The organism is Flavobacterium sp. WC2409, assembly GCF_041200085.1.
Taxonomy (GTDB): Bacteria; Bacteroidota; Bacteroidia; order Flavobacteriales; family Flavobacteriaceae; genus Flavobacterium.
Map to the genome: position 1 here is coordinate 2,325,345 of NZ_CP165625.1, position 17,203 is coordinate 2,342,547.

At 33.9% G+C, this 17,203-nt stretch carries 8 protein-coding genes; 2 read left to right on the top strand and 6 right to left on the bottom strand.

Translation table 11 applies throughout. The annotated features are described in order from the left end of the window. Positions 1-157: 157 nt before the first annotated feature. Positions 158-1,234 (bottom strand): hypothetical protein, encoded by a 1,077-nt coding sequence (locus AB3G34_RS10015; RefSeq protein ID WP_369752356.1) that lies wholly within the window; start codon positions 1,232-1,234, stop codon positions 158-160. Positions 1,235-2,170: 936 nt separating this feature from the next. Continuing rightward, complete coding sequence (locus AB3G34_RS10020; protein ID WP_369752357.1) at positions 2,171-4,360, bottom strand: glutamine synthetase III; 2,190 nt, start codon at positions 4,358-4,360, stop codon at positions 2,171-2,173. Positions 4,361-4,593: 233 nt separating this feature from the next. Here AB3G34_RS10020 and AB3G34_RS10025 point away from each other — a divergent pair, with 233 nt between their 5' ends. Both AB3G34_RS10025 and AB3G34_RS10030 read left to right on the top strand, forming a co-directional pair. Further along, positions 4,594-5,607, top strand: coding sequence for a glutamine synthetase beta-grasp domain-containing protein (locus AB3G34_RS10025; protein WP_367754563.1), 1,014 nt, complete (start codon positions 4,594-4,596; stop codon positions 5,605-5,607). A gap of 132 nt (positions 5,608-5,739) precedes the next feature. After that, a complete protein-coding gene (locus tag AB3G34_RS10030; RefSeq protein ID WP_369752358.1) occupies positions 5,740-6,693 on the top strand; it encodes a TerC family protein in 954 nt (317 codons plus the stop codon). A gap of 97 nt (positions 6,694-6,790) precedes the next feature. Here AB3G34_RS10030 and AB3G34_RS10035 read toward each other — a convergent pair whose 3' ends face one another. From AB3G34_RS10035 to AB3G34_RS10050, 4 genes are all read right to left on the bottom strand, one after another. Then, positions 6,791-7,321: a hypothetical protein gene (locus tag AB3G34_RS10035; protein ID WP_367771429.1), complete on the bottom strand. Its 531-nt coding sequence runs from the start codon at positions 7,319-7,321 to the stop codon at positions 6,791-6,793. 154 nt (positions 7,322-7,475) lie between these two features. Beyond that, on the bottom strand, positions 7,476-7,976 hold the full coding sequence (locus AB3G34_RS10040; protein WP_367754568.1) for a hypothetical protein: 501 nt from the start codon (positions 7,974-7,976) through the stop codon (positions 7,476-7,478). A 717-nt stretch (positions 7,977-8,693) separates the two neighbouring features. Next, positions 8,694-11,129 (bottom strand): Ig-like domain-containing protein, encoded by a 2,436-nt coding sequence (locus AB3G34_RS10045; RefSeq protein ID WP_369752359.1) that lies wholly within the window; start codon positions 11,127-11,129, stop codon positions 8,694-8,696. Between the two features lie 302 nt (positions 11,130-11,431). Then, on the bottom strand, positions 11,432-16,963 hold the full coding sequence (locus AB3G34_RS10050) for a hypothetical protein (RefSeq protein ID WP_369752360.1): 5,532 nt from the start codon (positions 16,961-16,963) through the stop codon (positions 11,432-11,434). Between the last annotated feature and the right edge of the window lie 240 nt (positions 16,964-17,203).

Sequence of the window (17,203 nt, forward strand, 5' to 3'; positions counted from 1 at the left end):
TATAAACTTTAAGGAAATTCAAATTAATTATTTTAAAAGAATAAATCAGTATCTTTAAGTATTATAGTAATATCAATACAATAGCTACTATTAGAATTAAAAAATTGTTCTTAAAAAGAAGGGATAGTTATATAACTATCCCTTAATTAGATTTGCATTAATTTGATTGTGTAACATTAGAAATATTACTCGCACCGTTTTGATTAACATAACTATTATGCATATCTCCTGTTTGTGTAGTTGCAGCATAATTCATATTACCACCATACTGCGATATACCTGATTGATTTGAATCTCCGTTTTGAATAGAAAAAGCTTCATTTGAATCAGTTACTTGATAAACTGTAGAATTATTGTAATTTCCATCTTGTGTAGTTTCAGTTAAATTAAAGCTAGAAGTACCTCCATATTGGTCAACATGAGTGTAATTTGAATTCCCAGTTTGAATTTGAACAATCTCATTAGAATCACCAATTTGATGTGCATAAGCAACATTACTATCTCCATGTTGAGTAGTTAAAATGCTATTATCATTCCCTATTTGCCATTCATCAGAAAAGTTACCGTTACCAAATTGTTCAGCCCATGAATAATTTCTATCACCAACTACACTAGTAGCATACGCTCCATTATTATCCCCTTGGTCTTGATTACTTCCATTACTATTCTCATTTCCTACTTGGCTAACACTAGAATAATTATTTCCACCATGTTGATACATACCAGATTGATTATCATTACCTTGCTGAGACTGTATAGTAGTACTAGTACTTGCTCCATTAGAATACCCTTGCAAACTACTTGCATTATTACGATCCCCTATTTGAGTTTGAGTAGCAACATTATTACCTCCAGCACCATATAAATCAGCAAGATATACATTTTGATGTGCTCTAGCATAATTAGAGTTCCCATCTTGCACTTGAGTTATTGAATTGCTTTCATTCGCTTGCTCTGCAAATGCATCATTAGAAACCCCAGTTTGATCGATCGACGCCATATGACTTGTTCCCAATTGATCAATTTTAGCAATGTTAGTAGCTCCTAGTTGCGCAACATTAGCATCATTACTTGCACCATTTTGTAGTACATTAGACCCATTTGACAAACCTGTTTGAGCTACTAAGGCGTCATTTGACGTTCCCGTTTGATTCACTGTACTTCCGTTACTTTGCGCAACTGCGGCTGCACCTACTAGCAGCATCGCGGAGATGCTTAAAATTACTTTTTTCATAAAAATATATTTAATTGGTTATTATACAAGTTATCAAGTAGGATTTAAAAATGATTTGGGAATAATTTTTAAAAATGAAATAGAGCTAAATTGTTAAATTTAATTTACACAAATCTAGGTCTTGAATGCTTATTAAAAAACAGGTATAAATACCCGATTCGTAAAATATTAACGTTTTACACGTTAAAGAGTTGATTTATTCGATGAACTACACTTCATAATGAATAATTTACAATAAAACCCTAATAAGTTAATATGCAAACCTATTATAATACTTACAAACTATTATTTCACATCATTTATTCGCTAAATGTCTACTACTAATTACTATTTAATAATGAAACACATTGATGATGAAAAATTGTAAAAACAACATCCTAAATTATTGTTGCCAAATTATCTTTCTTACATTCCTTTATGCAACAGCTGAGCCGTCTATTAACAACATCTCAGAGCAACTTAAAACTAATTTTATTCAAAATACGTTCAAGTTATTATTACTTCAAGTTATTGATTAGATTTACAAAAGGATTTACGAATCATTTTTACAAAAAGGAACACAAAATTAGTGCGCCATTTCCTCTTAGAATTTGTAAGGTATTCTTTAACAAACCGGAATCAATACTTTTTTCGTCAAAATGTAAACATACCCGATTAAATACACATTTAAATTACTATATGATAAAAAATTAGATAAAAAACACTCTAATTATTAAAAAATATCATAATAACGAACCTCAATTTCAACATTATTTTATTCCTTAAAAATTTTATCTCATCTTTTATCCTTTTTATAAAATCCAAAAAAAACAATAACACATCATAACTTCATCTAATCAAGATTAAAACACCTTTAACCGATAATGGAATACCCCAACGCAAAAAAAAAGCCTATCCAAAAGGATAGGCTTTTACTTGAAATAATAGAATTACTTATTATTTTGTAAATAACAATTCTCTGTATTTAGTTAAAGTCCAAAGTTCATTATCAACTAAAAGTTCTAGTTTATCACAATGCTCACGGATTATTTCAAAGTAAGGTTTTACTTTGTCACAATACGCTTCAGCCATTTCTTGAGCATCAGTCAATACGTTTGCTTTTTTTCTTTCGTTTGTCATAGCAAGTACTTTTGAATTGATTCCTTCAATATGTTTTGAAATTTCTTTGATAATGATAATTTGCTCTTTAGCAATTGTTTCAAAATCAGATCCAAAAATATCTTTCAATCCTTTTACATTTTCGATTAACGTATTTTGGTAACGAATTGCAGTTGGAATTACATGATTTGTTGAAATATCACCTAAAACTCTACCTTCAATTTGAATTTTCTTAGTGTACTCTTCTAATTCAATTTCGTAACGTGCTTCTACTTCGACATGGTTCATAATACCCATTTCCGAAAATAAATCTAAAGCTTGTTTTGATGCTCTAGCTTTTAATGCTTGTGGTGTTGTTTTAAAATTACTCAACCCTCTTTTTGCAGCTTCTTTTTCCCAAGCTTCACTATACCCATCCCCTTCAAAAAGGATTTTTTTAGAATGCTTGATATATTCTCTTAACACATTGAAGATAGCATCATCTTTCTTCATGTCTTTTGTTTCAATTAATAAATCAACTTCCTTTTTAAAGTCTTTTAATTGTTTTGCAACAATCGTATTTAAAGTGGTCATTGCATTTGAACAGTTTGCTGTAGAACCTACCGCTCTGAACTCAAATTTATTTCCTGTAAAAGCAAAAGGCGATGTTCTATTTCTATCGGTATTATCAAGAATTACTTCTGGAATTTTCCCCACAACATTTAATTTTAAATCTGTTTTTTCTTCAGGAGATAATTTTCCTGTAGTCACCCCTTCTAATTCAGCTAATACTTTAGTCAACTGTGCTCCAATGAAAACAGAAATAATTGCTGGTGGTGCTTCATTAGCTCCTAACCTATGGTCATTACTTGCCGTAGCAATTGCAGCTCTTAACAAAGCTTCGTGATCATTAACCGCTTTAATCGTATTTATAAAGAAAGCTAAAAACTGTAAGTTAGTCATAGGGGTTTTACTAGGGCTCAATAAATTAACTCCAGTATCAGTTGCTAAAGACCAGTTATTATGTTTTCCAGAACCATTAACTCCTTTAAACGGTTTTTCATGTAGCAATACTTTTAAATCATGACGTTCAGCCACTTTTTGCATTACATCCATCAATAAACAGTTGTGATCTACTGCAAGATTAGTTTCTTCAAAAATTGGAGCAAACTCAAATTGGTTTGGCGCTACCTCATTATGACGTGTTTTTACTGGTATACCCAATAACATACATTCTTGTTCTAAATCTCTCATGTACGTTAATGCACGAGTAGGAATAGAACCAAAATAATGATCATCTAGTTGTTGCCCTTTTGCCGAAGTATGTCCTAGCAAAGTTCTTCCTGTCATCATAAGATCTGGACGAGATTCCGCCAATGATCTATCAATTAAGAAATATTCCTGCTCCCATCCAAGTGTAGCAGTAACCTTCTTAACATTTTTATCAAAATATTTACATACATCAGTAGCCGCTTCATCAATTGCAGACAATGCTCTTAATAAAGGAATTTTATTATCTAATGCTTCTCCAGTGTAAGAAATAAATACAGTAGGAATGCACAAAGTAGTACCGTATATAAATGCAGGTGATGTAGGATCCCAAGCAGTATATCCTCTTGCCTCAAATGTATTTCTAATTCCCCCATTTGGAAAACTAGAAGCATCTGGTTCTTGTTGTACTAATTGAGCTCCACCAAATTTCTCTACTGGATCACTACCATCGTATGATGTTTCAAAAAAGGCATCATGCTTTTCAGCAGTTGCGCCTGTAAGTGGCTGAAACCAGTGTGTATAATGAGTCACTCCTTTTGCCAGAGCCCACTCTTTCATACCCATTGCTATGTAATCTGCTAATTTTCTATCTATCTTAGTTCCATGCTGAACAGCACCTTGGACACCTTTAAATGCATCCGAAGTCAAATACTGCTTCATTGCCTTATCATTAAACACATTTGAACCGAAAATAGCAGATTTTCTTCCTGATTCTTCAAATTGAACTGGTTTTCTTGTAGAAGCTTCTCTCAAAGCTTGGAAACGAATTGTTGACATAATTTTTTTTTACAAAGATAACAAATACTAAGGAAAAAACCCAGATATCAGGATGAATAAAGCTCAAAAATAACCTCTTAAATTGATAATTTAAAAATTCAACCCTATAAAAAATAGGGTTTTCGTAAAAATAATAGGAATGAATACAAAAGCCCCCCCATATTTTTAACCGAATTAAAAACATCTTTATATTTGCATGAAAATTAAAACAACCAACAAAAAATTATATTATTATGGCTAAAATAAAATTAGAATATATCTGGTTAGACGGATATGAACCTACACAAAATCTTAGAAGTAAAACTAAAGTTGAAATACATGAAGATTTTCAAGGTACATTAGAAGAGATAGGAAACTGGTCTTTTGATGGTTCATCTACAAGACAAGCTGAAGGAGGATCTTCTGACTGTTTATTAGTACCTGTTGCCATTTACCCTGATCCTACTCGCATAAATGGATATTTAGTAATGACTGAAGTTATGAATCCTGATGGTACAGCACACCCTTCAAATGGTAGAGCTACTATTGATGATGATGGTGATTTCTGGTTTGGATTTGAACAAGAGTATTTCATCATGGATACTAAAACTTTATTACCACTTGGATTCCCAATTGGTGGATATCCTGCTCCACAAGGAATGTACTACTGTTCAGTAGGTGGAAAAAACACTCATGGTAGAGATTTAGTTGAAGAGCATGCTGATTTATGTATTGCTGCAGGACTTAATTTTGAAGGTATCAACCAAGAAGTTGCTTGTGGACAATGGGAGTTTCAATTGTTTGCTAAAGGTGCAAAAATAGCTGGTGATGAAATCTGGATTGCTAGATACTTACTTGATCGTTTAACTGAAAAATATGGTTACTATATTGAATACCACCCAAAACCACTTGGTGACACAGACTGGAATGGTTCTGGAATGCATGCCAACTTCTCTAATGAAGTATTGAGAACTTGTGGTTCTCGTGAAACTTACGAAAAAATATGTGAAGCTTTCAGACCTGTAACTGCTGAACACATTGCAGTTTACGGAGCATATAATGACCAACGTTTAACTGGTAAGCATGAAACTGCTTCTATCCATGATTTCTCTTTCGGAATTTCAGATAGAGGAGCTTCAATCAGAATCCCATTAATCACTGTTCAAAAAGGATGGAAAGGTTGGTTAGAAGACAGAAGACCAGCTTCAAACGGAGACCCATACAAAATTGCTGCTAGAATTATTAAAACAGTTAAATCTGTTTTGTAATTTAAGTTTATAAATATAAAAGTGCCATTGCTAACAATGGCACTTTTTTTATACCCGTCAATTAATATCCTCTTACCTCAAATATTTATTGAAGTTAAAAAGTATCTTTGTAAATCTAAATGAAAACTATTTATGATTGTCTGGATTTCTTTCTTTATAATAGTGCTAATAATTCTTATTTTAGACTTAGGTGTTTTTAATAAAACGCCACATATTATCAGTACGAAAGAAGCTACTAAGTGGACATCAATTTGGGTAACTATTTCCTTTTTATTTTCAGGTGTTATCTATTGGATCTATAATAACAATTACATTTCAAACCCCGATGAACTAAAGCCAATAGGAGCAGCCATAAAATTCATAACAGGCTACTTAATTGAATTATCTTTAAGTGTAGACAACATATTTGTAATTGCCATTATCTTCTCCGCTTTCAAAATACCAAAAAAATACCAACACAGAGTTTTATTTTGGGGGATTTTGGGAGCAATTGTATTTAGAGGAATAATGATTTATTTTGGAGTTTTACTCATCAATAAATTCTCATGGACCACTTATGTTTTTGGAGCTTTCCTTTTTTACACAGCGGTCAAAATGCTTTTCACTAGTGACGAGGAACAATTTGAACCAAAGAAATCATTGGTTTTCAAAATGATAAAAAAAATCATTCCAATTACTACACATATTGATGGCGAACATTTTTTTGTAAAAAGAAAATACATTAGAGCTGCAACTCCACTTTTTGTAGCATTAATAGTTATTGAAATAATGGATGTTGTCTTTGCCTTAGATAGTGTACCTGCAATATTAGCCATAACTAGTGATCCTTTTTTAGTATTTAGTTCAAATATTTTTGCCATCTTAGGATTGCGTTCCATGTATTTCTTTTTAGCTAACATGCTGGAAAAATTCAGTTATTTAGAATTTAGTCTTATTGCCATTTTAAGTTTTGTAGGACTTAAAATGCTCCTTCATGATTTTATAGAAATTCCTGAATGGGCTTCCTTAGCTTTTATTGCATTGGCTCTTTTCGCTGGAATTGTAATTTCATTACGAATGAGTAAAATTAATAATACTAAAGATTAATTTAATTCGCTGCGTGAAATTCAATTTATACTATTCGTTTTAACCACATAAAAAAGGGAGACTAAACAGTCTCCCTTTTTTATAAAATATATTATTTTTAGAAATTAATTTGTTGCACTTGACTTTCATTTATATTTAAAGCAGCCATAACATCAGCATAATTATTTTTATTTACTGACGCCGAAAAACTTCCTGGAACTATTACCACTCTAAACGTCTGATTATTTATATAAGATGGCGTTAAACTCAAATCATAGTTACCTCCTGCATAAATTGTGAAGTCTTCTTTACTAAAATCAAAATCATAATCTAGTTCTCCTTGTGGTAAAAAAAGAGTTCTTGGTATCAATTGCCAAATTGGTGTTGTAGAATCAATTGTTCCAGTCATTCTATAAATCAAAATAACATCCGAAGAATATATTTGAGGATTTAAAGCTCTATATATAGTATAGCCATCTGTAGCATTATAAGCAAAATTCACATTCTTAAGCTCAAAAACTTCAGAAATCAGACCATCTGCTCCATTTTGCCCATCCAAACCATCATAACCTGGAGGCCCCTGTGGTCCTGAACAACTTGAAATTACAATCATTCCAATAACTGCCAAAAGTGTACTTATCTTTTTCATAACTATTTTTTTTTTAAAAGGTTGCTTTATTAATCCTACGGTTCTTCATTGAACCAAATTTAATTTCTAAATAACTAATTTACAATTAATTATTTATTTAAAATTTCAAAAAAGGAAATCTTTCGACTTCCTTTTTATACTTTACAATTCAAAGTTAGAAGTTTATTTTCTGAATTTGACTCTCTTTTAGATTTAAAGCCGTAATAACATCCGAATAACTATTTTTGTTAATTGAAGTTGCATAATTTGCGGGTACAATCACAATTCTTAAAACTTGATTTATTCTGAATTCGGCAGTTACATTTTGTAAATTAGATCCTATCATATAAATATCGACGTCAGTATTCGTATAATCATATTTATACCCAAAATTCAAACTACCATCATTATAATAATGTGTTTCGGGCAATAATTCCCATATATCACCTTGTGAATTAGCTCCCGATAGTCGATAAACTAAAACTACATCCGAAGAATAAATTCTAGGGTTAAAAGTTACCAGTTTACCAAAATTATTGGTTGAATTAAACGAAGTGGTTATTTCAAACACTTCACTTGTAGTCGTTGTAGGTGCTATTTCAAAACTACCTGATGTGGTACAACTTTGCAAGGTTAACAATCCTGCAATAGCTAAAAGTGTAATTATCTTTTTCATGATTTCATTTTTTTATAGATTCTTATTTACATCTATTCATGAACTGTGCCAAAAATTTATTTGGATAACAAATACAAATTTGAAATACAGATGAAAAATTAAATTTATTTATAGTAATGCTTGGGTGCAGCACAGAAAAAAAAATTATAAAGCAACACATTTTTTTTTCAAATTGAAAAGTTTTAGAATATTTAATCCTAAAAATGATTGCCTTTTATCCCAAAACTAAAGGAGAAACTCATAGTTGTCCTCTGCGCAAAATAAATAAACTATATGATGCTGTAGTTGCAATCATTGCTAAAGAAAAAGCTGAAATTACTACTTCATGTAAATTATTATATATTAATCTAATGGAATAATATATTAAATGAGTTTGCAAAATACTACTCTAAATTCTTACTGTTTCTAAAAGCTGAGTACCAGTTATAAAAAATCCAAAACTAGCACTTTCTACAAATATTATGATGTAAGTGAGCAGCTTCCATAGATAAATAAGTTTGATATGAATGTATCTGATCTAGCAGACCAATTGAATTCCTGATTCAAAGACAACTACTCTTTAAAAATTACTAAAACTGTAACTGATATAAAATAGATTAAATTATATATTAAGTATTTGAAATTAAAAAAGCAAACTGCTTTATAAACCTGAATTATACAAATGAAAAAAGCATCCGTTTTGGTGGATGCTTTTTAGTAAAACTTTTACTATTTAATCTATTTGGAAGAAATTACTTTTTTAGAACTACTCTCTCTATCAGTAGTCAACTTCACAATATACACTTGTTCTTTCATTTTACTTGCATTTAAATCTAGTGTAATTTCTTTGTTCAAATAACTATTGGTGTCTTTTTTTGAAAGTACCAAAATACCTTGTGCATTGAATACTTCAATCTTCACATCCGATACGTAATCAAAATTGTATTTGATTGTTAGCTGGTCTTTAATAGGAACAGGAAAAGCCTCAAAACTTGATTTTGTAGTCACCTTGTTTGTCAATACCTCTTTTGGAACAACTGGTTCAGCTGATTTAAGAGCTAACACTACTCCACAGGTAGTTAAACCAGAACCGCAACCATTGACTGAAACAGAAACCTTATAGCCCGAACCCGCAGGTATATTACTAAATATAACGGGGGAGACTGCTGTCCCTATGTAAGTTGTTGCTGTAGTAAGCCCTACGATACCTACAATGGCATTTCCTTCTTTATTCAATACAGTATAAGTAGCTCCATTGATTACACCGGACAGAGTAATACTAAAAGTGGTTTGATCGCAAGTAGGAGCTGTGTATGAAACACTTGGCGGAGATGGATTTGCTATTACCGTTACTGTAGCTGTTTTTTGACAACCATTATTATCCGTATATGTGATAATAGAAGTACCTGCTGACACACCTGTTACCAAACCTGTAGTACTTACAGTAGCAACACTTGGAGTGGCGGACACCCAGGCATTTGAAATAGCTGGAGTGCCAGATCCGGTCAACTGTGTTGTAAAACCTACACACATACTAAGAGTTCCTGTAATAGTGGGCAATGCATTTACTGTAACCGTAGCCGTTTTTTGACATCCATTGTTATTGGTATAAGTAATGACTGATGAACCTGCTGACACTCCTGTTACCAAACCTGCAGCGCTAACAGTAGCTACACTTGGCGTAGCAGACACCCAAGGATTAGATCCTGCTGCAGTACCTGACCCTGTCAACTGTGTAGTAGAACCTATACATATACTAAGAGTACCGGTTATCGTAGGTAATGCATTCACCATAATTTTAATCGATCCGGTGCAACTACCATCGGCACTACTATAATTGATAGTTTTCTCCCCAGCACCACCAGAATTAGAGGGTGTAAAATAATAGGGACCGCTACCACTTACACCAGGCCCACTAAAAGTACCTCCGCTGGGTGTAGCCGATAGAAGATAAGCTGTTGTATCATCTGCGCATTTAGCCGCAATAGGAGTAATATCTGTACTACCAAAATCAAAATCCACAGGAATAGGGGTTATAAAATCTTTAAGTGCAGCAGTCGAAGCTGCAGAAGCTTTTGTTTTAACCCATAATGTTTTTATTTTTAGACCACTACAACTAGCTCCCCCAAGTACCTGATTTAGAAGATAAGTCACATTGACAGCTGCTTCTACAAATGCATATTGTTGGTACGTATTCGTTCCAAATGCAGAATAAGGTACATTCAATTCAGCACCCGCTCTGTTAGTTTCGGCAAATGCATTAGCGCCCAAAGCTGCCAAAGTTACCAATTCATAAGACCACTTGGTTCCACTCTGTTTCCACTGGTAAATATATACAATCGGTTTTGAACCCCCATTGGTATACTCCATGGAAATGATTATATCGTCTTTTGTTCTACCGCCGCCATTTGCCTTACTCGCCAATGGAGTTCCTGTAAAAGTTCCATTATCATTTTGAACAACGGTACCTTGCAATAATTCAAAATCTATATAACTGGTTCCATTAGTAGACTGACGGTCTCCGGAAATAAAGATCCACTGGTTGTTACTAGCGTCACGAGACACATGATACAGGGCATTATCAATATCGTTTTTATCTGGCGCTGAGTTTGTAAACCATTTTAAATCTGACACATAATCGTTAAATTTGCTTCCATTTGTAAAAACATCGTCATTAGAACCATAAGGCTCCTCTGTATCAACACGACCGCTTGTTTGAGCCGTAGCAGGTGCCAAAATATCACCCGCATTATCAAAGACAGAACCACCTGAACCTGAACCTGAAGCTCCGGGATACCAATCGCCCTGATTAGCGGTGAAGGGAGTGGGACTAATTGGCGTATTAGCTCTTAACCCTCCATCAATGGCGAATCCTCCCGATGGTGGGTTTACATCGGCAAACTGCCCATAAATTTGTGAAGAAAAACCCAGGAAACTAATTAAAATCAATGTCACCAAGTTTCTAAAAGAAAGTAGAAATCCATCATATCCTGATTTTGAAATGCTATTACGTGAAGTCTTTTTTGTAAGATTTAAATTCTGAAATCTAGAATTTAAATAAGAAAAATTAGGAATCAGAAAACCTAATGTGACCATACTATCTTTCGTTAAAAAAAAACTATTCACTTTACGGAATAAAAATTCGAAAAAATTCGAAATTGTAAAATTTTTCATGATAATAAAGTTTTAATACCATAAATTATTTAAAAGCAGGAAACTAGTGGACTTGGGAAAGAAAAACTTGCAGAAAAACAAAACATCTTCAATAAATGGATTTATGAAGTAGTCCATCATCAAAAAGAAATTATATTGTAAAGAGCAATAATGGATTCTTTTATCTATCGAGTAGTCATTTTTATAAAACAACTTAAATTTTAAAAAAATATAAATAAACCCCGAAAGTGTACTTTCGGGGTTTAATCTTAATGATCTAATCCTTCTCTATATTTTATAGAATTAGATGGTTATTAATACTACTATTGTGAAGACATTACTTTTTTAGAGCTGCTTCCTCTATCAGTAGTCAGTTTTACAATAAAAACTTGCTCTTGACCTTTATTTATATTTAAGTCAAGTACTACGTTTTTGTTTAAAAAACTATTAGTATCTCTTTTAGAATACACCAAGTTTCCTTGTGTATTAAATACTTCAATTTTAACATCTGATTGATAATCGAAACCGTATTTAATGGTTAATTGATCTTTAAAAGGAACTGGACTAGCAGTAAAACCTGCGATTTCAGTTTGTGTAACTTTAGATGTTAAACTAAGTACTGGACAATTCAATGGCGCAACATTATAACCTACGAATATTCTACATTCATCAAAAGCATTATTAAGTAAATCTTCTAATCCTGCAATTGCTGAAAGAGAAAGACCGTTTGTTGATCCTCCACCTAATGCTTGGTTTGCTAAATCAAACAATCCTTGAACTGTAGGGTTACCTCCTAAGGCAGTAACAACATTGCTAGGAATAGTGTAATATTTATATTCATTATTCACTGTTCCGTCTAGATTACAAGTGCGTTCTTTTGCTATTTCTGATCCACAGCCTCCTTGAGGAACTGCAACAGCTAAAGTTCCTGCTTGCAAGGTAAAGTTACCAAGGTTACTATTGATTCCTATATTAAGACCTAGTGCAATGGTTTGAGCCAATAAAGTATTATTGATTCTACCATTTTTCAAGTAGCTAGAAGGCAAACTATTTATTTCATAGTTACCTGCTGATAAAACATAGCTACCTCCTCCTCCAGGCATTACAGAGATAAGAGCATTTATATCGGTCATATTATTCATAATATAAACAGAATGACCTAGTGTACCAATAGTCATTTTACCTCCATAAGAAGTCAATGCTTTAGCAATTAGCTCTTTTGTTGAGTATGAAATACCTTCGGCACATGATTTACCTCCTACATTTCCATAATATCCTTGAGTATACGTACAGATCGCTTTAACACAAATTTGAGTTGTAACCAAAGCATCATCCGTAGCTGTACAACCATTGGCTGGATCAGTAACAGTGAGTGTATAAGTACCATCAGCATCAACTATTGGGCTCGCTGTATCAGCTCCCGAAACAATATGACCTCCATTACTAGCAGTCCACAAGAATGTAGCTCCTATTGTTGTAGAAGATCCTGACAATCCTACAGTGGTGTTGCCGCACAAAATTTGAGCATCAGCACCTGCATTTGCATTTGGTAGCGTATTGTTAACCGTTACAGTAACATCATCCGTAGCTGTACATCCAGATGTAGTATGTGTTTTTGTTACGGTATAAGTAGTAGTTACAGAAGGATTCACCATTGGGTTAGCACTTGTAGAAGTAAATCCTACTGGTGAAGATACCCAAGAATAAGTATATCCTGCTACCGCTGCTTCTCCTATTAAACCACCTGATACATTAATCAAACAGTTTTTAGTGAAGTCGGCTCCTGCAACAGCTACAACTGTTGGTTTATTTACCGTTACAGTCACATCATCTGTATCTGTACAACCAGATAAAGTTTGTGTTTTTGTTACGGTATAAGTAGTAGTTACTGATGGATTCACAAATGGGTTTGCACTTGTAGAAGTAAATCCTACTGGTGAAGATACCCAAGAATAAGTATATCCTGCTACCGCAACCTCGCCTATAGAACCACCTGATACATTAATCAAACAGTTTTTAGTAAAGTCGGCTCCCGCATTCGCTGTTACATCTGGTTTATTAACCGTTACTGTTACATCATCTGTATCTGTACAACCAGATGTGGTATGTGTTTTTGTTACGGTATAAGTAGTAGTTACAGAAGGATTCACCATTGGGTTAGCACTTGTAGAAGTAAATCCTACTGGTGAAGATACCCAAGAATAAGTATATCCTGCTGCCGCTGCTTCTCCTATTAAACCACCTGATACATTGATCAAACAGTTTTTAGTGAAGTCGGCTCCTGCAACAGCTACAACTGTTGGTTTATTTACCGTTACAGTCACATCATCTGTATCTGTACAACCAGATAAAGTTTGTGTTTTTGTTACGGTATAAGTAGTAGTTACTGATGGATTCACAAATGGGTTTGCACTTGTAGAAGTAAATCCTACTGGTGAAGATACCCAAGAATAAGTATATCCTGCTACCGCAACCTCGCCTATAGAACCACCTGATACATTAATCAAACAGTTTTTAGTAAAGTCGGCTCCCGCATTCGCTGTTACATCTGGTTTATTAACCGTTACTGTTACATCATCTGTATCTGTACAACCAGATGTGGTATGTGTTTTTGTTACGGTATAAGTAGTAGTTACAGAAGGATTCACCATTGGGTTAGCACTTGTAGAAGTAAATCCTACTGGTGAAGATACCCAAGAATAAGTATATCCTGCTGCCGCTGCTTCTCCTATTAAACCACCTGATACATTGATCAAACAGTTTTTAGTGAAGTCATCTCCTGCAACAGCTACAACTGTTGGTTTATTTACCGTTACTGTAACATCATCTGTATCTGTACAACCAGATAAAGTTTGTGTTTTTGTTACAGTATAAGTAGTAGTTACTGATGGATTCACAAATGGGTTTGCACTTGTAGAAGTAAATCCTACTGGTGAAGATACCCAAGAATAAGTATATCCTGCTACCGCTACTTCTCCTATTGAACCACCTGATACATTAATCAAACAGTTTTTAGTGAAGTCGGCTCCCGCATTCGCTGTTACATCTGGTTTATTAACCGTTACAGTAACATCATCCGTATCTGTACAACCAGATGTAGTATGTGTTTTTGTTACGGTATAAGTAGTAGTTACAGAAGGATTCACCATTGGGTTAGCACTTGTAGAAGTAAATCCTACTGGTGAAGATACCCAAGAATAAGTATATCCTGCTGCCGCTGCTTCTCCTATTGAACCACCTGATACATTGATCAAACAGTTTTTAGTGAAGTCGGCTCCTGCAACAGCTACAACTGTTGGTTTATTTACCGTTACAGTCACATCATCTGTATCTGTACAACCAGATAAAGTTTGTGTTTTTGTTACGGTATAAGTAGTAGTTACTGATGGATTCACAAATGGGTTTGCACTTGTAGAAGTAAATCCTACTGGTGAAGATACCCAAGAATAAGTATATCCTGCTACCGCTACTTCTCCTATTGAACCACCTGATACATTAATCAAACAGTTTTTAGTGAAGTCGGCTCCCGCATTCGCTGTTACATCTGGTTTATTAACCGTTACTGTTACATCATCTGTATCTGTACAACCAGATGTAGTATGTGTTTTTGTTACGGTATAAGTAGTAGTTACAGAAGGATTCACCATTGGGTTAGCACTTGTAGAAGTAAATCCTACTGGTGAAGATACCCAAGAATAAGTATATCCTGCTGCCGCTGCTTCTCCTATTAAACCACCTGATACATTGATCAAACAGTTTTTAGTGAAGTCATCTCCTGCAACAGCTACAACTGTTGGTTTATTTACCGTTACTGTAACATCATCTGTATTTGTACAACCAGATAAAGTATGTGTTTTTGTTACGGTATAAGTAGTAGTAACTGATGGATTCACAAATGGGTTTGCACTTGTAGAAGTAAATCCTACTGGTGAAGATACCCAAGAATAAGTATATCCTGCTACCGCAACCTCGCCTATAGAACCACCTGATACATTAATCAAACAGTTTTTAGTAAAGTCGGCTCCCGCATTCGCTGTTACATCTGGTTTATTAACCGTTACTGTTACATCATCTGTATCTGTACAACCAGATGTAGTATGTGTTTTTGTTACGGTATAAGTAGTAGTTACAGAAGGATTCACCATTGGGTTAGCACTTGTAGAAGTAAATCCTACTGGTGAAGACACCCAAGAATAAGTATATCCTGCTGCCGCTGCTTCTCCTATTGAACCTCCTGATGTATTAATCAGACAGTTTTTAGTGAAGTCATCTCCTGCCACAGCTACAACTGTTGGTTTATTCACTGTTACAATCACTTCATCAGTATCACTACAACTTGTACCTGTTTTAGTTTTAGTAACAGTATATGTAGTGTTTACTAATGGATTTGCGATTGGATTTGCAATATTTGTAACAGATAATCCTTCAGCTGGGCTCCATGAATAGGTAAATCCAGCTTGTGGAGTTTCTCCTATTTCTTTACCATCAGGATTGCTAATACATGTTTTAGTAAAATCAGCTCCAGCAAAAGCTTTTGGAGTAAAATCCAAATCTAATTGAATTGGTCTTCCAGGGAAATCTTTTAATTCAGATTGACTTGAGTTTCCTGAACTTCTAGTTCTAATAAACAAGGTACTTATCGTAAAGCATTCACTACTTGTGGCTTTAAATACCTGAGTCAAATTTATACCACCTTCAGCCCATTGATTTGGTGCATAAGAACCTGTAGCTCCACTTCCATAAACATCAAAAGGTACATCAGTAGTTGAAGTATTATTAGTGCAAAAAATATTTCCTTTAATTCCTGGAACTGAATAGTTAACACCATCAAAAACAACTACGTATTCAAAACCACCGCCTGCTTTTTCAGACCATTTTTGAATTACGACAGTAGCATCACCACCACCCTGAGTAAACTCAATAGTAATTAACAAATCGCCTAAGGTACGACCACCATCTGTTCCCTCAGATATAAAGCTACCACTTCCACCAGTAATTGGTGCTGTATTAATTAAGGGATCGATCACTCCAGGATTGGGTAGTGCTCCAGTTATAGTTAAGCGTTTTTGTAAAAACTCAAAATCGATATAACTGCTACCATTAGTTACCTGACGGTCACCCGCAAAAAGGCACCACAAATCTTTAGAATTTCCTGTAATAGGAAAACTAAAGCTTGTACCATTAGTGCTTATTCCTCCATCCATACCATCTTTTCCATAACTAAAATGAGCACCACAATTTTGAATTTCATTTTTGTTCGGTGAAGATCCTGGACCCCAAGTATACGTATTTGGGTTATCATTTATTTTATTGGAACTCGTGAATATCGTTGGATCATTTTGAAACGGATCCTTTAGAAAAAAGGTAACTGGAACAGGATCAATTGTTCCAGGATAAAGAAGACTTCCATCTGCAAGGTTAAGTATCCCATGGTTAGTGCCATCAATAGGATAGTATTCTTGAGGATTGGTACCTGGAATGGGTTTACCACTTAAATAATTTTTTCTATCAAACAAATCTCCAACATTTAAGTAGATGGAACTGGTACCAGTAGGTTCATGAGCCCAACCATCACCGTCAATTCCATCACCTAATAATGGATATTGTACAGGTACAACCCCTTTAATAGACTGTGCATTTGTCGTATATCCCGTCACTAAAATTGCCACTAAAATAAGTGGCATAGCAAACCACTGGCGCCAAAAGTAGGACCAGTAATCCGAAATAAAATCAATAGCTCTTCTCTCCTTAAATTTTAAAAAATTTAATTTAGAAACTGTTTTTTTCGATATAAAGAAACTCATTACTTCATTAGACAAAACATCGAAAAAATTCGAAATTGTATTCTTTTTCATAATAATAGTATTTTTATGCCATACGTTATATTAAGTAGGATATTGAAAGAATGGGGGAATCAAATGTCTAAACATCATCTTCATAGCTGATTATGAAGTGTACCATCATCCAAAGGAGTAATGTAATTCAAACATGAAATACAATCAACCTCTAGCAATATTTGCGTCACTTTTTGCAAATGACTTTTAAAATTATGAGTAACAAATAGGTTCTATCAAATGTTTTCAAACTTGGGGAGA

Excerpts from the sequence above, each read along its gene's own strand:
- AB3G34_RS10030 (WP_369752358.1), top strand. The coding sequence starts at position 5,740 with ATGATTGTCTGGATTTCTTTCTTTATAATAGTGCTAATAATTCTTATT.
- AB3G34_RS10020 (WP_369752357.1), bottom strand. The coding sequence starts at position 4,360 with ATGTCAACAATTCGTTTCCAAGCTTTGAGAGAAGCTTCTACAAGAAAA.
- AB3G34_RS10035 (WP_367771429.1), bottom strand. The coding sequence starts at position 7,321 with ATGAAAAAGATAAGTACACTTTTGGCAGTTATTGGAATGATTGTAATT.
- AB3G34_RS10015 (WP_369752356.1), bottom strand. The coding sequence starts at position 1,234 with ATGAAAAAAGTAATTTTAAGCATCTCCGCGATGCTGCTAGTAGGTGCA.
- AB3G34_RS10050 (WP_369752360.1), bottom strand. The coding sequence starts at position 16,963 with ATGAAAAAGAATACAATTTCGAATTTTTTCGATGTTTTGTCTAATGAA.
- AB3G34_RS10025 (WP_367754563.1), top strand. The coding sequence starts at position 4,594 with ATGGCTAAAATAAAATTAGAATATATCTGGTTAGACGGATATGAACCT.
- AB3G34_RS10040 (WP_367754568.1), bottom strand. The coding sequence starts at position 7,976 with ATGAAAAAGATAATTACACTTTTAGCTATTGCAGGATTGTTAACCTTG.
- AB3G34_RS10045 (WP_369752359.1), bottom strand. The coding sequence starts at position 11,129 with ATGAAAAATTTTACAATTTCGAATTTTTTCGAATTTTTATTCCGTAAA.